Source organism: Streptomyces sp. NPDC020299, from assembly GCF_044387825.1.
In the GTDB taxonomy this organism is placed as follows: Bacteria; Actinomycetota; Actinomycetes; order Streptomycetales; family Streptomycetaceae; genus Streptomyces.
The window spans coordinates 22,442-47,240 of sequence record NZ_JBIRWL010000018.1 but is presented as its reverse complement, the minus strand read 5'-3'; the positions used below and the strand labels follow the sequence as shown (position 1 = coordinate 47,240).

4 protein-coding genes are annotated in these 24,799 nt (G+C 72.3%); all 4 read left to right on the top strand.

Annotated elements, in window-relative coordinates; translation table 11 throughout:
- Positions 1 to 68: 68 nt before the first annotated feature.
- The 4 genes from ACH45E_RS35605 to ACH45E_RS35590 all read left to right on the top strand — a co-directional run bounded on the left by ACH45E_RS35605 (position 69) and on the right by ACH45E_RS35590 (position 24,767).
- The gene (locus tag ACH45E_RS35605; RefSeq protein ID WP_399042276.1) at positions 69 to 15,518 is read left to right on the top strand and encodes an SDR family NAD(P)-dependent oxidoreductase; all 15,450 of its coding nucleotides are present in this window, start codon (positions 69 to 71) and stop codon (positions 15,516 to 15,518) included.
- Complete coding sequence (locus tag ACH45E_RS35600) at positions 15,503 to 21,511, top strand: SDR family NAD(P)-dependent oxidoreductase (protein WP_399042274.1); 6,009 nt, start codon at positions 15,503 to 15,505, stop codon at positions 21,509 to 21,511. Before ACH45E_RS35605 ends, ACH45E_RS35600 begins: the two co-directional genes overlap by 16 nt.
- Before the next feature lie 81 nt (positions 21,512 to 21,592).
- On the top strand, positions 21,593 to 22,489 hold the full coding sequence (locus ACH45E_RS35595) for a proline iminopeptidase-family hydrolase (RefSeq protein ID WP_361457675.1): 897 nt from the start codon (positions 21,593 to 21,595) through the stop codon (positions 22,487 to 22,489).
- Between the two features lie 634 nt (positions 22,490 to 23,123).
- On the top strand, positions 23,124 to 24,767 hold the full coding sequence (locus ACH45E_RS35590; protein ID WP_361457678.1) for an MFS transporter: 1,644 nt from the start codon (positions 23,124 to 23,126) through the stop codon (positions 24,765 to 24,767).
- The last annotated feature ends 32 nt before the right edge of the window (positions 24,768 to 24,799 follow it).

Genomic DNA, 24,799 nt, shown 5'->3' with positions numbered 1-24,799 from the left:
AACCACCCGAACCACCCGAACCACCCGAAGCACCCGAACCACCGGAACCATGCGTATCCCAAAGGATGTTGCGAGGCGGGCAGATGGCTGACGATCAGAAGCTCCTCGGGTACCTCAAGCGGGTCACGGCCGACCTGGCCCAGACCCGCCGCAGGCTCCAGGAGTACGAGGCCAGGGAGCAGGACCCGATCGCAATCGTGGCCATGAGCTGCCGCTACCCGGGCGGGGTCGCCTCCCCCGAGGAGCTGTGGCGGCTGGTGGCCGAGGGCGTCGACGCGGTCGGCCCCTTCCCGGCCGACCGCGGCTGGAACCTGGACTCCGTCGACGACGTCGACTTCGCCCGCCGCGGCGGATTCATCGACGGCGCCGCCGAGTTCGACCCCGCCTTCTTCGGGATCTCGCCGCGCGAGGCCGTGGCCATGGACCCGCAGCAGCGGCTGATGCTGGAACTGTCCTGGGAGGCGCTGGAACGGGCCGGCGTCCCCGCCGACAAGGTGCGCGGCGGCCAGGTCGCCGTCTTCGCCGGTTCCGGCTTCCAGGACTACGGTGACCTGCTCAACGCCGCCCCCGAGGCGGCCGGCCCCTTCATGGGCACCGCCGCGGTCGCCGCCGTCATCGCCGGCCGGGTCTCCTACACCCTCGGCCTCGAGGGCCCGTCGGTGACCGTCGACACCGCCTGCTCCTCCTCCCTGGTCGCCGTCCACCTCGCCGCCCAGGCCCTGCGGGAACGCGAGTGCAGCCTCGCCCTGGCGGGCGGCGTCATGGTGATGTCGACGCCCGGCCCGTTCATCGGCATGGCCCGGCAGGGCGGCCTGGCCGCCGACGGCCGCGCCAAGGCCTACGCCGACGCCGCCGACGGCACCGGCTGGGCCGAGGGCGCCGGCATCCTCGTACTGGAGCGCCTCTCCGACGCCCGCGCGCACGGCCACCCGGTGCTCGCCGTCATCAAGGGCTCCGCGATCAACCAGGACGGCGCCAGCAACGGCCTCACCGCCCCCAACGGCCCCTCCCAGCAGCGGGTCATCCGTGAGGCGCTCAGCACCGCCGGGATCTCCGCCACCCAGCTCGACCTGGTCGAGGGGCACGGCACCGGCACCACGCTCGGCGACCCGATCGAGGCGCAGGCCCTGCTCGCCACCTACGGCCAGGGCCGCTCCGACGACCGTCCCCTGTGGCTGGGCTCCCTGAAGTCGAACATCGGGCATGCCCAGGCCGCCGCCGGCGTCGGCGGCATCATCAAGATGGTCATGGCGATGCGGCACGCGACCATGCCGCGCACCCTGCACATCGACCAGCCCTCCACCCACGTCGACTGGAGCGCCGGCAACGTCCGCCTGCTCGCCGAGGAGCGCCCCTGGCCGCGCGGCGAACACCCGCGCCGCGCCGCCGTCTCGGCGTTCGGCGTCAGCGGCACCAACGCCCACCTCATCCTGGAGGAGCCGCCCGCCGCACCCGAACCCGCCGAGGACGAGGCCGACCAGGCCCCGGTCCCGGCACCGGTCGCCTGGCCGGCCGGTGTCCCGCTGCCCTGGACGGTCTCCGCCCGCAGCGCCGACGCCCTGCGCGCCCAGGCCGAGCGGATCGCCGCCTACGTCGAAGAGCGCGCCGACCTGGGCGCCCTCGACCTGAGCCACTCCCTCGGCACCACCCGTGCCGCACTGGAACACCGCGCGGTCGTCCTCGCCGAGGACCGCGCCGCCGCCGTCACCGCCCTCACCGGCCTCGCCCAGGACGAGACCCGCTCCGATGTACTGCGCGGGGTCGCCTCCGACGGCCTGACGGCGTTCCTGTTCACGGGGCAGGGGGCGCAGCGGATCGGGATGGGGCGGGAGCTGTACGACGCCTTCCCGGTGTTCGCGGAGGCCTTCGATGCGGTGCTCGCCGAGATCGAGCTGCCGTTGCGGGAGGTGGTCTGGGGTGAGGACGCGGACCGTCTCAACCGCACCGAGTTCACTCAGCCCGCGCTGTTCGCCATCGAGGTGGCGCTGTACCGGCTGGTGGAGTCGTGGGGTGTCAGGCCGGACTATCTGGCCGGTCACTCGATCGGCGAGTTCGCCGCCGCCCACGTCTCCGGTGTCTTCTCCCTGGCGGACGCGGCGAAGCTGGTCACGGCACGCGGCCGTCTGATGCAGGCGCTGCCCGAGGGCGGTGCGATGGTCGCCGTCCAGGCCACCGAGGACGAGGTACGTCCTCTCCTGGCCGAAGGCATCGGCATCGCCGCCGTCAACGGCCCCAACTCGGTGGTCGTCTCCGGCGTGGAGGCCGAAGCCCTCCGTATCAAGGCGCACTTCGAGGCCGAGGGCCGCAAGACGACCCGCCTGAAGGTGTCGCACGCGTTCCACTCGCCGTTGATGGAGCCGATGCTCGACGACTTCCGCGCCGTCGCACGGGAGTTGGAGTACGGCACCCCGTCGATTCCGATCGTGTCCACTCTCACCGGTGCCCTGGTGACCGGCGGCGAGCTGGCTGACCCGGAGTACTGGGTCCGCCATGTCCGCGAGGCGGTCCGTTTCGCCGACGCGGTGAAGGTGCTGGAGTCGGAGGGGGTCACCCGCTTCCTGGAGTTGGGCCCCGACGGTGTGCTGACCGCGATGGCGCAGCAGTCGGTCGAGTCGGAGACGGCGGTACTGACGGCCGCGCTCCGCAAGGACCGCCCGGAGGCCGCCGCCGTGCTCACGGCGGCCGGACAGCTGCATGCGCGCGGTGTCCCCGTCGACTGGGCGGGCGTCTTCGCCGGGCGCGGCGCGGCCCGCGTCGAACTGCCGACCTACGTCTTCCAGCGCGGCCATTACTGGATCACCCCCGAGAACGGCGCCGGCGACGTGGCCTCCGCCGGGCTCGACGCGGCCGACCACCCGCTGCTCGGCGCGGCCGTGACGCTGGCCGACACGGACGGCGTGGTGCTGACCGGCCGGCTGTCGACGTCCGCGCAGCCGTGGCTGGCCGACCACGTGGTGGGCGGCACGGTCCTGTTCCCCGGCACCGGCTTCGTCGAACTGGCCGTCCGGGCCGGTGACCAGGTCGGCTGCGACGTCCTGGAGGAGCTGACCCTCGAGGCCCCGCTCGCCCTGCCCGAGCGCGGCGCGGTCCAGGTCCAGGTCGCCGTGGGGGCGGCAGACGGCTCCGGCACCCGCACGCTGACCGTCCACTCCCGCCCCTCGCAGGAGGCCCCGTGGACCCGGCACGCCGCCGGTGTGCTGGCGCGCGGCGCGGACCAGGGGCGCTTCGACCTGACCCAGTGGCCGCCCCCTGGCGCCGAACCCCTCGATGTGGCCGGGCTGTACGAGGACCTCTCGGGGCTCGGTCTCCAGTACGGCCCGGTGTTCCAGGGCCTGAAGGCCGCATGGCGCGACGGCGAGACCGTCTACGCGGAGGTCACCCTCCCCGAGCAGGGCCACAAGGACGCGGAGCGGCTCGGTCTGCACCCCGCCGTCCTCGACGCCGCCCTGCACGCGGTGAGCTTCACCGGGGTGACCGGCGGGCAGGCCGCGCTGCCCTTCGCCTGGTCGGGGGTCACCCTGCACGCCGCGGGAGCGGCCGCCGTGCGGGTACGGCTGACGCCCACCGGTTCGGGCGTCGCCCTCGCCATCGCCGACTCAGGCGGTCGTCCGGTGGCCACGGTCGAGTCCCTGGTGCTGCGGCAGATATCCGAGGAGCAACTGGCCGCCGCCCGGACCGGTTTCCACGACTCGCTGTACCACGTCGAGTGGACGCCCCTTCCGGCCGTCCCGTCCGACGCCGGCCCGGCCACCGCCGTCTACGCCGGCGCTCCCGGCACGGACGCCGGGGAGGTGCGGTCGGCGGTGCACCGCGCGCTGGCCGAACTGCAGTCCGCGCAGGACCGGTTGGTGATCGTCACGCGGGGCGCGGTGGCGCTGCCGGGCGAGGACGTCACCGACCTGGCGGGTGCGGCCGTATGGGGTCTGGTCCGCTCGGCGCAGGCCGAGGACCCGGGCCGCTTCGTCCTCGTGGACGTGGACGTGGACGGGGGCAGCGCCGAGGACGCCGTCTCCCTCGCCCTGGCGACCGGCGAGCCGCAGGTCGTCGTGCGCGGCACGACCGCCCACGGCGCCCGCCTGACCCGTACGCCCGTCCCGCTGGACGAGCAGGACCCGGTGTTCTCCGCCGAGGGCACGGTGCTGCTGACCGGTGCCACCGGTACCCTGGGCGGGCTGTTCGCCCGGCACCTGGTGACCGAGCACGGTGTGCGTCGTCTGCTGCTGACCAGTCGCCGAGGCGAACAGGCCCCGGGCATGGCCGAGTTGACGGCGGAGCTGACCGCTCTGGGTGCCGAGGTGACGGTGGCCGCCTGCGACGCCGCCGACCGCGAGGCGCTGGCCGCGCTGATCGCCGACGTAGACCTGTCGGCGGTGGTCCATGTGGCCGGTGTCCTGGACGACGGCATCATCTCCTCCCTCACCCCGGAGCGGGTGGACAAGGTCCTCCGCCCGAAGGTGGACGCGGCCCTCAACCTGCACGAACTCACCGCCGACAAGAACCTCACCGCCTTCGTCCTGTTCTCCTCCGGCTCCGGCACCCTCGGCGCCCCCGGCCAGGGCAACTACGCCGCCGCCAACGCCTTCCTCGACGGCCTCGCCGCCCACCGCAAGGCGACCGGCCTGCCCGCGCGCTCCCTCGCCTGGGGCCTGTGGGCCGGGGGCATGGCCGACACACTCGACGAGACGGAGCGCGGCCGGATCTCGCAGGGTGGCATCCATGCCCTCGCCCCGGAGGAGGGGCTCGCCCTCTTCGACGCCGCCCAGCGCAGCACCGAGGCCACCCTCGTCCCCGTCAGGTTCGACCTGGCCGCACTGCGCTCCCAGGGCGAGGACGTCCCCGCCCTGCTGCGTGCCCTCGTCCCCGCCGGCACCCGGCGCCGCCGCAGCGCGGGCACCGCGAAGACCGAGACCGGCACCCTGAAGCAGCGGCTCGCCGTACTGCCCGCCGAGGAAAGGCAGCAGGCGCTGCTCGACCTCGTGCTCAACCGGGCGGCCGTCGTCCTCGGCTTCGCCGACGCCCGGGCGATCGAGCCCGAGCGCGCCTTCCGGGACCTCGGCGTCGACTCCCTTGCCGCCGTCGATCTGCGCAACGGCCTGAACGACGACACCGGCCTACGCCTGCCCGCCACCCTCGTCTTCGACTACCCGAGCCCGGTCGACGTGGCCCGCCACATCCTGGAGGAGCTGTCCGGCCAGGACGCGGACGCGCCCGCGGCCACACAGGCCGCCACCACCGCGCTCGACGGCGACGATCCGATCGTGATCGTCGGCATGAGCTGCCGTTACCCGGGAGGGGTGGAGACGCCGGAGGATCTGTGGCGGCTGGTGGCCGACGGGGTGGACGCGGTGTCGGAGTTCCCGGTCAACCGCGGCTGGAACATCGACGAGCTGTACGACCCGGACTCCGAGCGGCCCAACACCAGTTACGTCAAGCACGGAGGCTTCCTGCACGACGCGGCCGACTTCGACCCGGCCTTCTTCGGCATCTCCCCGAACGAAGCACTCGGCATGGACCCGCAGCAGCGCCTGCTGCTGGAGACCTCCTGGGAGGCGATCGAACGGGCCGGCATCGACCCCGCCACGCTCAAGGGTTCGGCGACCGGTGTCTTCGCCGGGATGATGTACCACGACTACGCGGCGAACAGCGGCACCGGCGCCATCGCCTCCGGCCGCGTCTCGTACGTCTTCGGCCTCGAGGGGCCGGCCGTCACCATCGACACCGCGTGCTCGTCGTCGCTGGTCGCGCTGCATCTGGCGGCGCAGGCGCTGCGGTCGGGTGAGTGCTCGCTGGCGTTGGCTGGCGGTGTGGCGGTGATGGCGACGCCGGAGGCGTTCGTGGAGTTCAGCCGTCAGCGGGGGCTCGCTCCCGACGGCCGTTGCAAGTCCTTCGCCGCCTCGACCGACGGCACCGCCTGGGGCGAGGGCGTGGGCATGCTCCTGCTGGAGCGCCTCTCCGACGCCCGCGCCCACGGCCACCCCGTCCTCGCCGTGGTACGCGGCACCGCCCTCAACCAGGACGGCGCGAGCAACGGCCTGACGGCACCGAACGGCCCTTCCCAGCGCCGGGTGATCCGTCAGGCGCTGGCCTCGGCGGGCCTGACCACCCACGACGTGGACGCGGTCGAGGCGCACGGCACGGGCACGACTCTCGGCGACCCGATCGAGGCGCAGGCCCTCCTCGCGACCTACGGCAAGGACCGTCCCGAGGACCGGCCCCTGTGGCTGGGCTCCATCAAGTCGAACATGGGCCACACCCAGGCGGCTGCCGGTGTCTCGGGCATCATCAAGATGGTCGAGGCGATCCGCCACGGCGTCCTGCCCCCGACCCTGCACGTGGACGAACCCACCCCGCAGGTCGACTGGACCGAGGGCAACATCCGTCTGCTGACCGAGTCCCAGCCCTGGCCCGAGACCGGCCGCCCCCGCCGCGCCGGTGTCTCCTCCTTCGGCATCAGCGGCACCAACGCCCACGTCATCATCGAACAGGCCCCGGAACCCACCTCTGAGCAGCCCGCGACCGGGGCGGAGTTCCCCGCCGTACCGTGGCTGCTGTCGGCGAAGACGGACGAGGCCCTGCGCGGCCAGGTCGAACGCCTGCGGGCCCACGTGGCGAACGATCCCGCCCTGCGCCCCGTCGACGTCGCCTATTCCCTCGCCGCCGACCGAGCCGCCATGGACCGCCGCCTCGCGGTGGTGGGCACGGACCGCGAAGAACTGCTGGCGGGCCTGACCGCGTTCCTGGAGGGCCGGGCGGCTGCGGGTGTGGTGCAGGGGGGTGTGCGGGGGGCCGGTCGTACGGCGTTCCTGTTCACCGGGCAGGGGGCGCAGCGGATCGGCATGGGGCGGGAGCTGTACGACGCTTTCCCGGTGTTCGCGGAGGCCTTCGACGCGGTGCTCGCCGAGATCGAGCTGCCGCTGCGGGAGGTCGTCTGGGGTGAGGACGCGGACCGTCTCAACCGCACCGAGTTCACTCAGCCCGCGCTGTTCGCCATCGAGGTGGCCCTATACCGGCTGCTCGAGTCGTGGGGTGTCAGGCCGGACTACCTGGCCGGTCACTCGATCGGTGAGTTCGCCGCCGCCCACGTCTCCGGTGTGCTCTCCCTCGCGGACGCGGCGAAGCTGGTCACGGCACGCGGCCGTCTGATGCAGGCGCTGCCCGAGGGCGGTGCGATGGTCGCCGTGCAGGCCACCGAGGACGAGGTACGTCCGCTGCTGGCCGAGGGCATCGGCATAGCGGCTGTCAACGGACCTACGGCGATGGTAATTTCCGGCGTCGAGGCCGAAGCCCTGCGGATCAAGGCGCACTTCGAGGCCGAGGGCCGTAAGACGACCCGCCTGAAGGTCTCCCACGCGTTCCACTCCCCGCTGATGGAGCCGATGCTCGACGACTTCCGCGCGGTGGCACAGGAGTTGGAGTTTGGCACCCCGTCGATTCCGATCGTCTCCACCCTCACCGGCGAGTCCGCGACCGCCGCGGAGCTGGGGGATCCCGAGTACTGGGTCCGCCACGTCCGCGAGGCGGTCCGCTTCGCCGACGCGGTGAAGGTGCTGGAGTCGGAGGGTGTCACCCGCTTCCTGGAGCTGGGTCCGGACGCCGTACTGACCGCGATGGGCCAGCAGTCCGCCGACAACGCCGTGTTCGTGCCCGCGCTCCGCCGTGACCGGCCCGAGGCGGCCGAGGTCGTCTCGGCCGTCGCCCGGATCGCGGTGCGGGGCGGCACGGTCGACTGGACGGCGTTCTACACGGGCACAGGAGCCCGGCGCGTCGACCTGCCGACGTACGCCTTCCAGCGGCAGCGCTACTGGCTGGACGCGCTGGAGTACTGGGCCGAGGCATGGGCGGGCGCGGACACCGGCGGGGTCACCTCTGCCGGACTCGACCGGGCGGCGCATCCACTGCTCGGTGCCGTGGTGGCGTCGCCGGACAGCGACGGCGTGGTCCTGACGGGTCGGCTGTCCGTCTCGTCCCAGCCGTGGCTGGCCGACCACGCCGTGGGCGGCACCATCCTCTTCCCGGGCACCGGACTGGTCGAGCTGGCGATCACCGCCGGTGAACGGGTCGGCTGCGACGGGCTGGAGGAGCTGACGCTGGAGGCGCCGCTGGTGCTGCCCGAGCGGGGCGGAGCCGCCGTACAGGTGGTGGTGGGCGCCGCCACCGACGACGGCACCCGGGACGTGAACATCTACGCGCGCACCGACGACGAGGAGCAGGTCTGGACGCGCCACGCGACCGGTCTGCTGTCCGCCCCGGTGCCCGCCGCCTTCGATCTGACCCAGTGGCCGCCGCGTGGCGCCGAGCCGGTCGACCTGACCGGCCTGTACGAGACGCTGGCGGAGGCCGGTCTGGAGTACGGGCCGGTGTTCCAGGGGCTGACGGCCGCCTGGCGCTCCGGTGAGGACGTCTACGCGGAGATCGCGCTGCCGGAGGACACGGTCGTCGACGGGTTCGGGCTGCACCCGGCGCTGCTGGACGCCTGCCTGCACGCGACCGGGTTGATGGCGGGCGGTGCCGAGACCACCCGCCTGCCCTTCGCGTGGACCGGTGTCTCCCTGCACGCCACCGGCGCCACCCGACTCCGGGTCCGGCTCTTCCGCGAGGGCGCCGAGGGTGTCGCCCTGGCGGTGGCCGACGACCAGGGCCGTCCGGTCGCGACGATCGGTTCGCTGGTCCTGCGCGAAGTGGCGGCGGACCGGCTGGCGGCGGCGCGGCCGGCGTTCCACGAGTCCTTGTTCCAGCTGGAATGGGTACGACTGCCGGGGGTGCGGACGCATGCTTCGACGCCGGGTGATGTGGTGGTGCTCCGCAGTACGGCGGGTGCGGACGCGGACGCGGTGCGGTCGGCGGTGCATCGGGCGCTCGCCGAACTGCGCTCGGCTGCCGGACGGCTGGCGGTCGTAACGCGCGGTGCGGTCGCGCTGCCGGGTGAGGACGTCACCGACCTGGCAGGGGCCGCCGTGTGGGGCCTGGTCCGCTCGGCGCAGTCGGAGGACCCGGACCGCTTCGTCCTCGTCGACGTGGACGAGGACGGCGACGCAGCGGTCTCCCTGGCGCTCGCGTCGGGGGAGTCCCAGGTCGTCGTGCGGGACGGTGCCGTGTACGGCGCCCGGCTCGTGCGCACCCCGGTGGCGCGGGACGACGACGCACGGCCCGCGTCGGGGTTCTCCGCCGAGGGCACGGTCCTGCTGACCGGTGCCACCGGCACCCTGGGCGGGCTGTTCGCCCGGCACCTGGTGACCGAGCATGGTGTGCGTCGTCTGCTGCTGACCAGTCGCCGAGGTGAACAGGCGCCGGGTATGGCGGAGTTGACGGCGGAGCTGACCGCTCTGGGTGCCGAGGTGACCGTCGCCGCCTGCGACGCCGCCGACCGCGAGGCGCTGGCCGCGCTGATCGCCGACGTCGATCTGTCCGGTGTGGTGCACGTGGCCGGTGTCCTGGACGACGGCGTGATCGCATCGCTCACCCCGGAGCGGGTGGACAAGGTGCTCCGCCCGAAGGTGGACGCGGCCCTCAACCTGCACGAACTCACCGCCGACAAGAACCTCTCCGCCTTCGTCCTGTTCTCCTCGGCCGCCGGCACCCTCGGCAACCCCGGCCAGGGCAACTACGCCGCCGCCAACACATTCCTGGACGCCCTCGCCGCCCACCGGCAGGCCCAGGGCCTGCCCGCGCAGTCCCTCGCCTGGGGCCTGTGGGGCGGCGGCATGGCCGGTGAGCTGAGCCAGGCCGATCTCGACCGGATGAGCGACACAGGCGTGCACGCGCTCACTCCCGAGCAGGGTCTGGCCCTGTTCGACACGGCGGGCGCGCTTCCCGCACCCGCGCTCGTCCCCATCCGCCTCGACGTCCGGGCGCTCGGCGCCGGAGCCGGCGAACTGCCCGAGCTGTTCCGCGCGTTGGTCCGTCGCCCCGCCCGCCGTGTGGTCAGCGGCACGGCGGGTGCCGGGGCCGGATCGGCCCTCGCCCAACGACTCGCCGGGCTGTCACCCGAGGCGCAGGAGGCGGAGATCCTCGGCCTCGTCCGGTCCACGGCCGCCGCGATCCTCGGCCACGCCGGACCGGAGGCCATCGACCCCGAACAGGCCTTCAGCGAGCTGGGCTTCGACTCGCTCAGCGCGGTCGAGTTCCGCAACGGGCTCGGCGAGGCCGTCGGCCTGAGGCTGCCCGCCACCCTCGTCTTCGACTACCCGAGCCCGGCCGTGCTCGCCCGCCATCTGGCCCAGGAGGTCACCGGAACCGGCGACGACCCGGTCGGCGCGGCCACCACCGTGGCCGTGACCGGCGGCGACGATCCGATCGTGATCGTCGGCATGAGCTGCCGTTACCCGGGAGGGGTGGAGACGCCCGAGGATCTGTGGCGGCTGGTGGCCGACGGGGTGGACGCGGTGTCGGAGTTCCCGGTCAACCGCGGCTGGAACATCGACGAGCTGTACGACCCGGACTCCGAGCGGCCCAACACCAGTTACGTCAAGCACGGCGGCTTCCTGCACCATGCCGGCGACTTCGACCCCGACTTCTTCGGCATCTCCCCGAACGAAGCCCTGGCCATCGACCCGCAGCAGCGCCTGCTGCTGGAGACCTCCTGGGAGGCGATCGAACAGGCCGGCATCGACCCCGCCACGCTGAAGGGTTCGGCGACCGGCGTCTTCGCCGGGATGATGTACCACGACTACCAGGACAACACGAACACCGGATCCGTCGCGTCCGGCCGTGTGTCCTACACCTTCGGTCTCGAAGGCCCCTCGGTGACGGTCGACACCGCGTGCTCGTCGTCGCTGGTCGCGCTGCATCTGGCGGCGCAGGCGCTGCGGTCGGGTGAGTGCTCGCTGGCGTTGGCTGGCGGTGTGGCGGTGATGGCGACGCCGGAGGCGTTCGTGGAGTTCAGCCGTCAGCGGGGGCTCGCTCCCGACGGCCGTTGCAAGTCCTTCGCCGCCTCGACCGACGGCACCGCCTGGGGCGAGGGCGTGGGCATGCTCCTGCTGGAGCGCCTCTCCGACGCCCGCGCCCACGGCCACCCCGTCCTCGCCATCGTCAAGGGCTCGGCGGTGAACCAGGACGGTGCGAGCAACGGCCTGACGGCACCGAACGGTCCTTCCCAGCGTCGGGTGATCCGTCAGGCGCTGGCCTCGGCGGGCCTGACCACCGACGCCGTCGACGCGGTCGAGGCGCACGGCACCGGCACGACCCTCGGCGACCCGATCGAGGCGCAGGCCCTCCTCGCGACCTACGGCAAGGACCGTCCCGAGGGCCAGCCGCTCTGGCTGGGCTCCATCAAGTCGAACATGGGCCACACGCAGGCCGCGGCCGGCGTGTCCGGCATCATCAAGATGGTCGAGGCGATCCGCCACGGCGTCCTGCCCCCGACCCTGCACGTGGACGAACCCACCCCGCAGGTCGACTGGACCGAGGGCAACGTCAAGCTCCTGACCGAGTCCCAGCCCTGGCCCGAGACCGGCCGCCCCCGCCGCGCCGGTGTCTCCTCCTTCGGCATCAGCGGCACCAACGCCCACGTCATCATCGAACAGGCCCCTGCCGAGGACCGTGCGGAGGCCCGCGCCGAGGACTCGGGCACGACTCCCGCCACGGTCGTCTGGCCGCTCTCCGGCAAAACCCCGGAGGCCCTGCGCGCCCAGGCCGCACGCCTGCGGGCATACGTCGAGTCCGGCCCCGCCCCGCGCCCCCTGGACGTCTCCTACTCCCTCGCAACCCGCCGCACCGCCCTCGACTTCCGGGCGGCCGTGGTGGGCGCGGACCGGGAGGAACTGCTGGCGGGCCTGTCCGCGTTGGCGGAGGGTCGGTCGGCGGCCGGTGTGGTGCAGGGGGGTGTGCGGGGGGCCGGTCGTACCGCGTTCCTGTTCACCGGGCAGGGGGCGCAGCGGATCGGCATGGGCCGTGAACTCCACGCAGCCTTCCCGGTGTTCGCGGAGGCCTTCGACGCGGTGCTCGCCGAGATCGAGCTGCCGTTGCGGGAGGTGGTCTGGGGTGAGGACGCGGACCGTCTCAATCGCACCGAGTTCACTCAGCCCGCGTTGTTCGCCATCGAGGTGGCGCTGTACCGGCTGGTGGAGTCGTGGGGTGTCAGGCCGGACTATCTGGCCGGTCACTCGATCGGTGAGTTCGCCGCCGCGCATGTCTCTGGGGTGCTGTCGCTGGCGGACGCGGCGAAGCTGGTGGTCGCGCGTGGTCGTCTGATGCAGGCGCTGCCCGAGGGTGGTGCGATGGTGGCCGTGCAGGCCACGGAGGACGAGGTACGTCCTCTCCTGGCGGACGGTATCGGCGTCGCGGCCGTCAACGGCCCCAACTCGGTGGTCGTCTCCGGCGTGGAGGCCGAAGCCCTCCGTATCAAGGCGCATTTCGAGGCCGAGGGCCGTAAGACGACCCGTCTGAAGGTCTCGCACGCGTTCCACTCGCCGCTGATGGAGCCGATGCTGGCCGGCTTCCGTGCGGTGGCAGGGGAGTTGGAGTACGGCACCCCGTCGATCCCGATCGTGTCCACTCTCACCGGTGCCCTGGTGACCGGCGGCGAGCTGGCTGACCCGGAGTACTGGGTCCGCCATGTCCGCGAGGCGGTCCGTTTCGCCGACGCGGTGAAGGTGCTGGAGTCGGAGGGGGTCACCCGCTTCCTGGAGTTGGGCCCCGACGGTGTGCTGACCGCGATGGCGCAGCAGTCGGTCGAGTCGGAGACGGCGGTACTGACGGCCGCGCTCCGCAAGGACCGCCCGGAGGTGCCCGCACTGCTGGCCACCGTGGCCCGGCTGCACGTCGCCGGGGTCACGCCCGACTGGACGGCGTTCTACGCCGGCACCGGCGCCCGCTCGCTGGAGGGGCTGCCTACGTACGCCTTCCAGCGCGGCACGTACTGGCTGGAGAGCATCCCCGAGACGGGTACCGCCCTGTCCGAGATGGGCATCGGCTCCTCCGGGCACGCGCTGCTCGGCGCGGCCGTGACACTGGCCGACAGCGACGGCGTGGTCCTGACGGGCAGGCTGTCGGTCTCGTCGCAGCCGTGGTTGGCCGACCATGCCGTGGGCGGCACCGTCCTCTTCCCGGGCACGGGACTGGTCGAGCTGGCCATCCGCGCCGGCGACGAGGTCGGCTGCGACCGGCTGGAGGAGCTGACGTTGGAGGCGCCGCTGGTGCTGCCCGAGCGGGGCGGTGTCCAGGTCCAGGTGTCCGTGGGGGCGCCCGGCGAGTCGGGCGCCCGGCCGGTCGGCATCCACTCGCGTGCCGAGGGCGCCGACGAGCCCTGGGTGCGCCATGCCGTGGGTCTGCTCTCCGCCGCCGCAGTCGAGCCCGTCTTCGACCTGGTGCAGTGGCCGCCGGCGGGTGCGGAGTCGGTGGATGTGGAGGGTCTGTACGACGGGCTGGCGGAGGCGGGTCTGGAGTACGGGCCTGTGTTCCAGGGTCTGACGGCTGCCTGGCGCTCCGGTGAGGACGTGTATGCGGAGATCGCGTTGCCGGAGGAGACGGGTGTCGAGGGCTACGGGGTGCACCCGGCGCTGCTGGACGCCTGTCTGCACGCCATAGGGCTGCGGGAGTCCGGTGAGGGCGACCGTTCGGCGCGGCTGCCCTTCGCGTGGACGGGTGTGTCCTTCCACGCCTCGGGTGCCACCCGGGTCCGGCTGAAGCTCACCTTCACGGGCGAGGCGGTCTCGCTGACCGTCGCCGACGGCACGGGCCGTACGGTGGCCAGTGTCGAGGCGCTCGCCCTGCGGGAGATCTCCGCCGACCAGCTGGCGGCGGCCCGGTCGGCGTTCCACGAGTCGCTGTTCCAGCTGGACTGGGTGCGACTGCCGGCGGCGCGGAGCGGACCGGTGCCGGGTGACGTGGCCGTACTGCACACCACCCCCGGAGCGGACGCGGAGACGGTACGCACCGAGGTCCACCGGACGCTCGCCGAACTTCAGTCAGCCGATGGCCGGTTGGTGATCGTCACCCGCGGTGCGGTCGCGCTGCCGGGCGAGGACGTCACCGACCTGGCCGGAGCCGCCGTCTGGGGCCTGGCCCGCTCGGCGCAATCCGAGTCCCCCGACCGTTTCCTGCTGGTCGACACCGACGAGGCCGGAGCGGACGAGGCCGTGTCCCTGGCTCTGGCGACCGGCGAACCGCAGGTGGTCGTGCGCGGCACGACGGCCTACGGCGCCCGGCTCGCCCGTACACCGGTGGCCGTGGACGAGCAGAACCCGGTGTTCTCCGCCGAGGGCACGGTGCTGCTGACCGGTGCCACCGGCACCCTGGGCGGGCTGTTCGCCCGGCACCTGGTGACCGAGCATGGTGTGCGTCGTCTGCTGCTGACCAGTCGCCGAGGCGAACAGGCCCCGGGCATGGCGGAGTTGACGGCGGAGCTGACCGCTCTGGGTGCCGAGGTGACGGTGGCCGCCTGTGACGCCGCCGACCGCGAGGCGCTGGCCGCGCTGATCGCGGACGTCGACCTGTCGGCGGTGGTGCACGTGGCCGGTGTCCTCGACGACGGGGTGATCTCCTCCCTCACCCCCGAACGCCTCGACAAGGTGCTCCGCCCGAAGGTGGACGCGGCCCTCAACCTGCACGAACTCACCGCCGAGAAGAACCTCTCCGCCTTCGTCCTGTTCTCCTCCGCGGCCGGTGTCTTCGGCAACCCCGGCCAGGGCAACTACGCCGCCGCCAACGCCTTCCTGGACGCGCTCGCCGCGCACCGGCAGGCCCAGGGCCTGCCCGCGCAGTCCCTCGCCTGGGGCCTGTGGGGCGACGACGCCGAGGGCATGGCCGGTGAACTGAACCAGGCCGACCTGGAGCGCATGCACCGCACCGGCGTGCACGCGCTGTCGGCCGCTGAGGGCCTGGCCCTGTTCGACACGGCGGGCACGGTCCCCGCGCCCGCGCTCGTGCCGATCCGCCTCGACCTGAAGCCGCTGCGCTCGGCGGGCGAGGAGCTGCCCGCCCTGTTCAAGGGCCTGGTCCGCACCCCCGCCCGGCGCGCCGCGGCGGCGGGTGCCGACCCCGCCTCGGCGAACGTCCTCAAGCAGCGCCTCACCGGCCTCTCCCCCGCGGAGCGGGAAGCGCTGCTGCTGGAGACCGTGCGCGAGCACGCGGCGACGATCCTCGGCCACGCCGGTGCGGATGCCATCGACCCGGACCGGGCCTTCAGCGAGCTGGGCTTCGACTCGCTCAGCGCGGTGGAGTTCCGCAACGTGCTTAACGCCCTCAGCGGACTGCGGCTGCCGCCGACGCTGGTCTTCGACTACCCCAACGCCAGGGCCCTCGCCGACCACATACGAGCGGAACTCGTCCCGGAATCGGGCGGTGACGGCAACGCTGAGGGGTCGGGCGAGACCCAGATCCGCGCGGTCCTGCAGACGATTCCGCTCAGCAGGCTGCGGGACGCGGGTCTGCTGGACGCCCTGCTCGAACTCGGCGGCGTCAGCGACGCACTGACCGAACCGGACGAGGCCGACGAGGCCTGGGAGGGCTCGATCGACGACATGGACGCCGAAAGCCTCATCAGCCTGGCGCTCAGCGGCGGGGAATCGGGAGATGCGTAATGGCCGGCTCTGACCAGAACAAGCTCGTCGACGCGCTCCGGTCGGCGCTGAAGGAGACCGAGCGGCTGCGCGCACAGAACAAGAAGCTCACCGCGACGCTCCGCGAACCGATCGCCATCATCGGCATGAGCTGCCGCTACCCCGGAGGCGTGCAGACCCCCGAGGACCTGTGGCGGCTGGTCGCCGACGGGGTGGACGCGGTGTCGGAGTTCCCCGTCGACCGGGGCTGGGACGCCGACCAGCTCTTCGACCCCGAGGCACAGCGCCCCAACACGACCTACGTCCGTCAGGGCGGCTTCCTGCACGACGCCGCCGACTTCGACCCGTCCCTCTTCGGTATCGCGCCGAACGAGGCCCTGATCATGGACCCGCAGCAGCGGCTGCTGCTGGAGACGGCCTGGGAGGCGATCGAACGGGCCGGCATCGACCCGGCCACGCTGAAGGGTTCGGCCACCGGCGTCTTCGCCGGGATGATGTACCACGACTACGCGGCCAACGCGAACACCGGCTCCATCGCCTCCGGCCGCGTCTCCTACGCCCTCGGCCTCGAAGGGCCGTCGGTGACGATGGACACCGCCTGCTCCTCGTCCCTGGTCGCCCTCAACTCCGCCGTGCACGCGCTGCGTTCAGGTGACTGCTCACTCGCCCTCGTCGGCGGCGTCTGTGTGATGGCGACGCCCGAGACCTTCGTCGAGTTCAGCCGGCAGCGAGGCCTGTCCCGCAGCGGCCGGTGCAAGTCCTTCGCCGCCGCCGCGGACGGCACGGCGTGGGGCGAGGGCGCGGGCATGCTGCTCGTGGAACGCCTCTCCGACGCCTGCGCCAACGGCCACCCGGTCCTCGCGGTCGTCCGCGGCGTCGCCGTCAACCAGGACGGCGCGAGCAACGGCCTGACCGCGCCCAACGGTCCCTCCCAGGTCCGTGTCATCCGTCAGGCACTCGCCAACGCCCAGCTCGCCCCCGACCACATCGACACGGTCGAGGCCCATGGCACCGGCACCACGCTCGGCGACCCGATCGAGGCGCAGGCCCTGCTCGCGACCTATGGCAAGGACCGTCCCGAGGACCGTCCCCTCTGGCTCGGCTCACTGAAGTCGAACATGGGCCACACCCAGGCGGCGGCCGGCGTCGGCGGCATCATCAAGATGGTCGAGGCCATCCGCCACGGCGTCCTGCCTCCGACCCTGCACGTGGACGAGCCGACCCCGCAGGTCGACTGGGAATCCGGCCAGGTCCGCCTGCTGACCGAGTCCCGTCCCTGGCCGGAGACCGGCCGCCCGCGCCGCGCCGGTGTCTCCTCCTTCGGCATCAGCGGCACCAACGCCCACGTCATCATCGAACAGGCCCCGGAACCCGAACCCGAGGAACCCACGACCGGCGACCGCGCCCTCCCCGCCGTCCCCCTCCTCCTCTCCGGCAAGACGGAACAGGCCCTCCACGACCAGGCCCGGCGCCTGAAGACCCACCTCGACACCCACCCCGACCTGCGCCCCCTCGACATCGCCCACTCCCTCACCAGCACCCGCACCGCCCTCGACTTCCGGGCAGCCGTGGTGGGCACGGACCGGGAGGAACTGCTGGCGGGTCTGACCGCGTTGGCGGAGGGCGAGTCGGCTGCGGGTGTGGTGCAGGGGGGTGTGCGGGGGGCCGGTCGTACCGCGTTCCTGTTCACCGGGCAGGGGGCGCAGCGGATCGGCATGGGGCGGGAGCTGTACGACGCCTTCCCGGTGTTCGCGGAGGCCTTCGACGCGGTGCTCGCCGAGATCAACCTGCCGCTGCGGGAGGTGGTCTGGGGTGAGGACGCGGACCGGCTCAATCGCACCGAGTTCACCCAGCCCGCGCTGTTCGCCATCGAGGTGGCGCTGTACCGGCTGGTGGAGTCGTGGGGTGTCAGGCCGGACTATCTGGCCGGTCACTCGATCGGCGAGTTCGCCGCCGCCCACGTCTCCGGTGTCTTCTCCCTGGCGGACGCGGCGAAGCTGGTCACGGCACGCGGCCGTCTGATGCAGGCGCTGCCCGAGGGCGGTGCGATGGTCGCCGTCCAGGCCACCGAGGACGAGGTACGTCCTCTCCTGGCCGAAGGCATCGGCATCGCCGCCGTCAACGGCCCCAACTCAGTGGTCGTCTCCGGCGTGGAGGCCGAAGCCCTCCGTATCAAGGCGCACTTCGAGGCCGAGGGCCGTAAGACGACCCGCCTGAAGGTCTCCCACGCGTTCCACTCCCCGCTGATGGAACCGATGCTCGACGACTTCCGCGCCGTCGCACGGGAGTTGGAGTACGGCACCCCGTCGATTCCGATCGTCTCCACTCTCACCGGCGAGTCCGCGACCGCCGCGAAGCTGGCCGACCCGGAGTACTGGGTCCGCCACGTCCGCGAGGCCGTCCGCTTCGCCGACGCCGTAGGGGTGTTGGCGGACAACGGCGTCACCACGTACCTCGAACTCGGCCCCGACGCGGTCCTGACCGCGATGGGCCGGCAGACCACCGACGGAACCTTCGTGCCCAGCCTGCGCCGCGATCGCGACGAGGCCCGCGAGCTGGTCTCCGCGGTCGCGAGGATCGCGGTGCGCGGCGGGACGGTCGACTGGACGGCGTTCTACACGGGCACGGGCGCCCGGCGCGTCGACCTGCCGACGTACGCCTTCCAGCGGGAGCGTTACTGGTTCCACACCCTGGACTACCTGGCCGAGTCGTGGGTCGCCGCCGAACTGGGGGGCGGGCTGTCGCAGGCCGGTCTGGAACCGGCCGGTCACGCGCTGCTCGGCGCCGCCGTGCCCCTTGCCGAAAGTGACGCCGTGGTGCTGACGGGCCGGCTGTCGGTCTCGTCGCAGCCGTGGCTGGCCGACCACGCCGTGGGCGGCACCATCCTCTTCCCCGGTACCGGACTGGTCGAGCTGGCGCTGGCCGCCGGTGAGAGGGTCGGCTGCGACCGGCTGGCGGAACTGACGTTGCAGGCGCCGCTGGTGCTGCCGGAGAGCGGCGGCGCCGTGGTGCACGTAGTCGTCGACGAGCCGGACGAGTCCGGGACGCGCCGGGCCGTGCGGCTGTACACCCGTACCGACGACCCCGACGACGTCCAGTGGACCCTGCACGCCACCGGGACCCTCTCCGCCGCCGCAGCCGAGCCCGTCTTCGACCTGGTGCAGTGGCCGCCGACGGGCGCGGAGTCGGTGGATGTGGAGGGTCTGTACGACGGGCTGGCGGAGGCGGGTCTGGAGTACGGGCCGGTGTTCCAGGGTCTGACGGCCGCCTGGCGCTCCGGTGAGGACGTCTACGCGGAGATCGCGTTGCCGGAGGAGACGGGCGTCGAGGGCTACGGGGTGCACCCGGCGCTGCTGGACGCATGCCTGCACGCCATAGGGCTGCGGGAGTCCGGTGAGGGCGACCGTTCGGCACGGCTGCCCTTCGCGTGGACGGGTGTGTCCTTCCACGCCTCGGGTGCCACCCGGGTCCGCCTGCAGCTCTCGCCCGCCGGTGCCGACGGCGTGGCCCTCCGGGTCGCCGACGAGGAAGGCCTGCCGGTGGCCACCGTGGAATCCCTCGCACTGCGGGAGATCTCCGCCGGCCGGCTCGCCTCCGCGCAGTCGCAGGCGCACGAATCGCTCTTCCAACTCGACTGGGTGCCCCTGCCCGCCGCTCAGGTGAACGGTACGGCGCCCACCGACGTGACGGTCCTGCGCACCACCCCCGGCACGGACGCCGAGGCGGTACGGGCGGCGGTGCACCATGCGCTGGCTCAACTACAGTCAGCGGAAGGGAAGTTGGTGTTCGTCACTCGGGGTGCGGTGGCGCTTCCCGGGGAGGACGTCACCGACCTGGCCGGGGCAGCCGTGTGGGGTCTGGTCCGCTCGGCGCAGTCGGAGGAGCCGGGTCGCTACGTCCTGGTCGACGCGGACGGCGACGACTCCGCCGTCTCCCTCGCCCTGGCGACCGGCGAACCGCAGACCGTCGTGAGGGGCGGTACCGTCCACGGCGCCCGCCTCGCCCGTACGCCGGCTCCCACCGACCCCGCCACCGACCCCGCCACCGGGCCCCGCTTCTCCGCCGAGGGCACGGTGCTGCTGACCGGTGCCACCGGCACCCTGGGCGGGCTGTTCGCCCGGCACCTGGTGACCGAGCACGGTGTGCGTCGTCTGCTGCTGACCAGTCGCCGAGGCGAACAGGCCCCGGGCATGGCCGAGTTGACGGCGGAGCTGACCGCTCTGGGTGCCGAGGTTACGGTGGCCGCCTGCGACGCCGCCGACCGCGAGGCGCTGGCCGCGCTGATCGCCGATGTCGACCTGTCGGCGGTGGTGCACGTGGCCGGTGTCCTCGACGACGGGGTGATCTCCTCCCTCACCCCCGAACGCCTCGACAAGGTGCTCCGCCCGAAGGTGGACGCGGCCCTCAACCTGCACGAACTCACCGCCGAGAAGAACCTCTCCGCCTTCGTCCTGTTCTCCTCCGCGGCCGGTGTCTTCGGCAACCCCGGCCAGGGCAACTACGCCGCCGCCAACGCCTTCCTGGACGCGCTCGCCGCGCACCGGCAGGCCCAGGGCCTGCCCGCGCAGTCCCTCGCCTGGGGCCTGTGGGGCGGCGGCATGGCCGGTGAGCTGAGCCAGGCCGACCTCGACCGGATGAACAGCACCGGCGTGCACGCGCTCACCCCCGAGGAGGGGCTGGAGCTGTTCGACACCGTCGGCACACTTCCCGCACCCGCCCTCGTCCCCATCCGCCTCGACCTGAAGGCCCTGCGCTCGGCGGGCGAGGAGCTGCCTGCCCTGTTCAAGGGCCTGGTGCGGGTGACGAAGCGTCGTACCGCCCGGTCCAAGGCGGACCCGTCGGCGCTGCGCGGACGGCTCGCCGCACTGGAGCCGGCCGACCGCGAGGAGGCCCTGCTGGCGCTGGTGCTCGAGCACACCGCCCGCGTCCTCGGACACGCCTCCGTGGACGCCATCGCGCCCGAGCGGGACTTCCTGGAGGCGGGCGTGGACTCGCTCAGCGCCATGGAGCTGCGTGGCGCGCTCAACTCCGCCCTCGGGCTCGACCTGCCGCCGATGGCCGTGTTCGACAGCAAGACCCCGGCCGGGCTGGCCCGCGAACTCGTGGAGGCGCTCGACCGGTTCGACGACACGGCGCCCGCGGCCGGCGCGCCGGGCGGCCGGACGGCCCAGGGCGACGAGGACACCGTGACCGGCCTCTTCCGCCGCACCGTACTGGAGGGCCAGACCACCAAGGCGTTCGGTCTGCTGCGCGCGGTCGCCGATCTGCGGCCGACCTTCGACAGCCACCGCGAGCTCGCCGCCCCGCTGCGCCCGGTGCGGCTGGCGGACGGCCCGGCCCGGCCGCGGCTGATCTGCCTCGGCACCCCCATGGCCACCGGCGGCACGCACCAGCACGCCCGGCTGGCCTCGCACTTCAGGGACGTACGCCCCGTGACCAGCCTGCCCTCGCCCGGCTTCGAACGTGGCGAGAACCTGCCCGCCTCGGTCGGCGCGCTGACCTCGGCACTGGCGCACGCCGCGCTGGAGGCCGCGGAGGGCGAGCCGTTCGTCCTGTTCGGCTACTCCTCCGGCGGGCTCCTCGCCTACGGGACCGCGGCCTGCCTGGAGCGCGAACTCGGCACACCCGCGGCCGGCGTCGTCCTGGTGGACACCTACGTGGTGACACAGGAGGCGGGCGGCGGCATGCAGGCCCAGGTGTTCGAGCAGATGTCCGCCGCGCTCGTCGAACGCGACTCCCAGTACGGCCTGTTCGACTCGGCGGGACTGTCCGCCATGCGCGCCTACTTCGACCTGCTCCCGCTGTTCTCGCTGGACGCCGTCGACACCCCGGTGCTGTTCGTGGGCGCCGAACGCAGCTTCCTCGCCGACGCCGCCGACGACTCCTGGAAGGCCCGGCCCTGGAACGCCGGGCACACCTACCGCTCCGTGCCCAGCGACCACTTCACCATCGTGGAGGAGGAGGCGGGCCAGACCGCGCGGACCGTGCAGGAGTGGCTGTCAGGGGTGCTCTAGGGGCGGCCCGGGCCGGGCGCCCGTCCTAGGGTCGCCGACAACCCCCCAGAACATCCCATACAGGTGAAGAAGGTGAGGACCATGACGCCGGCCCCGAGCGCCAAGGGAACCGTTTCTTTCGGCGAGTACAAGACCTGGTACCGCGTCACCGGCGACCTCGGCTCGGGCCTCGCGCCCGTCGTGGTGGTGCACGGAGGCCCGGGCTCCACGCACGACTACCTGCTGCCGCTGGCCCGGCTCGCCGAGGACGGCCGTCCGGTCGTGCACTACGACCAGATCGGCAACGGCGGATCGACGCATCTGCCCGGCAGCGGCCCGGACTTCTGGACCGTGGACCTGTTCCTCGCCGAACTCGACAACCTGCTCACCGAGCTGGGCATCGCCGACGACTACATCCTCTTCGGACAGTCCTGGGGCGGCCTGCTGGTGGCCAAGCACGCCGCCGCCCGCCCCGCCGGCCTGCGCGGCCTCGTCATCGCCAACTCGCCCGCCTCCTACCCGCTGTGGCTGTCCGAGATGGCGGTGCTGCGCGCCGACCTGCCGCCCGGCGTCAACGAGACGCTGCTGCGCCACGAGGCCGCCGGGACGACGGACAACGAGGAGTACTACGAGGCGATGACGCCCTTCTACGAGAAGCACGTCTGCCGCCTCAAGCCGTGGCCGCGGGAGTACCGGGCCTCGTTCTACGAGGTCTACAACGACCCGACGGTGTACTACGCCATGAACGGCCCCAGCGAGTTCCATGTCGTCGGCACGCTGAAGGACTGGGGCGTGGAGGACTGCCTGCCGGACATCGCCGTGCCCACGCTGGTCCTGTCCGGCCGCCACGACGAGGCCACGCCGAAGACCGTCCGGCCGTACGACGAGCTCATCCCCGACTCGCGCTGGGTGATCTTCGAGAACTCCAGCCACCTCCCGCACCTGGAGGAGCCGGAGGCCTTCCACGAGGTCATGACGGACTACCTCAAGAGCCTCTGAAGGGCCCCGCTCGAATCCGCTCGCCGAGGCGGTGGTAATTCCGCTGGGGAATCGCTTGAATTTCGCTGGAGCACGACTCGAATTCCCCTGGAATCCGCGGCGTTGTGAGTATGGCGAGAAGCCGTCCGTCAAATCGCGGGACCGGCTCCGCCTTCCCTGGGTCTGCGGTGCACCTTGTCGTCCGTCGCCCCTCGTGGAGCTGGCAACTGCTGCCTGACCTGCTCGAACGGGTTCGGATTCGGTGATTCCGGGCCGCTGGAGCGGCCGTTGGGACGACTCTTTCCGGCCATCCGCGATGCCCTGTGATCGAAGTGCTTCTCGAGTTCCACTTGAGCGGCGGAATTACCCTCGTTCGGCCACGACGCGGCACGGCTATGGTTTCGGATAAGGCTCTGCGTCAAGCCCGGCGGGGAGTCTGCTAGGGGAAGGGCTAGCCACGAAACCGCCGTGCGGGACGGGGCGGGACCGACCATCTCGCGCCCCCTGGCGGCCTGTCAGCGCACAGCCGCGATGCCGTCAACTCCGATCTCTCCTGATCCGATTGACCCTCTCCCTGGTTCTGCGTATGGTCTACACAGTGCCGCGTGCGCCGCACGCAGTAAAAGGCTCGATCCGATCACGGGAGGCATCGAACATGCCTGAAGTCACTCGCAAGGCCGGCCGGAAGGAGTGGACCGCACTAGGTGTGCTCATGCTGGCCCTGCTGCTCGTGTCGATGGACATGTCGGTGGTGTACTTCGCAGTTCCGAACATCACCGAACAGCTCGAGCCCAGCGCCACCCAGCAGTTGTGGATGTTCGACGCGTACAGCTTCGTGCTGGCGAGCCTCTACATCACGATGGGCTCCATCGGTGACCGGATCGGCCGCCGCAAGCTGCTGATGCTGGGCGCCCTCGTCTTCGGCGTCGGCTCGATCATCGCGGCCTACAGCCAGAGCTCGGAGATGCTCATCTTCGCCCGCATCTTCCAGGCCGTCGGCGGCGCGACCCTAGAGCCCACGGCCATGGCGCTGCTGCGCGTGATGTTCCACGACCCGAAGGAGCGCACCAAGGCGGTCGCGATCTTCGTCGGCACGCTCGGCACGGGTGTGACCGCGGGCCCGGTGCTCAGCGGTCTGCTCCTCGCCCACTTCTGGTGGGGTTCGATCTTCCTGATCAACGTGCCGTTCATGGTGATGCTGCTGATCACGGCTCCGATGCTGCTACCGGAGTCCAAGATCCCGCGGGCCGGCAAGTTCGACGTGCTGGGATCGCTGCTCACCATCATCGGTCTGTTCCCGCTCATCTACGGCATCAAGGAGATCGCGGCCAACGGCGCCGACTCCCTGCGCCTGGCCTGCATCGCCATCGGTGTGGTCAGCCTGATCGCCTTCGCCATCCGGCAGCGCGCCTCCGACCACCCGATGCTGGACATGTCGCTGCTGCGTCGGCGGGCCGTCAGCGGTGCGGTGATCACCAAGCTCATCGGCTCCTTCGCGCTCATCGGCTTCACCGTCTTCACCGCGCAGTACCTCCAGTCGGTGCAGGACCGCACTCCGCTGAACGCGGCGCTGTGGAGCCTGGTGCCCTCGGTGGGCGTGATGATCGTCCAGCCGGCCACCGTCGGGTTCCTGGAGAAGGGCGTGCGGCGCTCGTCCATCACCGCGGGCTGCTTCGCGATGGCGCTGGGCGGCTTCGCGATCATGTCGCAGCTGGACGCCGGGTCGCCGCTGTGGCTGATGCTGGTGGCGATGAGCCTTCAGGCCGGCGGTCTGGTCTCGGTCCTGGGCCAGTGCACGGACATGCTGGTCGCCAACGTCAACGAGGAGGAGGCCGGTTCGGGCACCGCGGTGCTCGAGACGGGCTCGCTGCTCGGCGGTTCGCTCGGTATGGCCCTGCTCGGCAGCGTCGGCGCCTACGTCTACGGCAACGACGTCAAGGACAAGCTGCCCAGCGGACTGCCCAAGGAGGCCTACAACACGGCTCCCGACACCCTCGGCGGCGCGATCGTCGCGGCGCAGAAGATGCCCGGCGAGACCGGTCGGACCGTTCTCAAGGTGGCCCGTGACGCCTTCACGCACGGCCTCAACCTGGCGGCCGTCGCGGCCGGCGCCGTGGTCATCCTGGGCATGCTGTTCGTGACCGTGGCCCTGCGCAAGGTGCCCAACGCCCCGCAGGCCGACCAGGAGTCGGAGTCGACCGTGGTCGCGCAGCAGACGCCCGACTCCTGGCAGGCCGGGACCACGAGCCACGCGCAGGCCGCGATGCTGACGGACCGGACCCAGCCGCAGAGGTACTGACCACCCGCCGAACCCCCACCCGTCAGGCACGG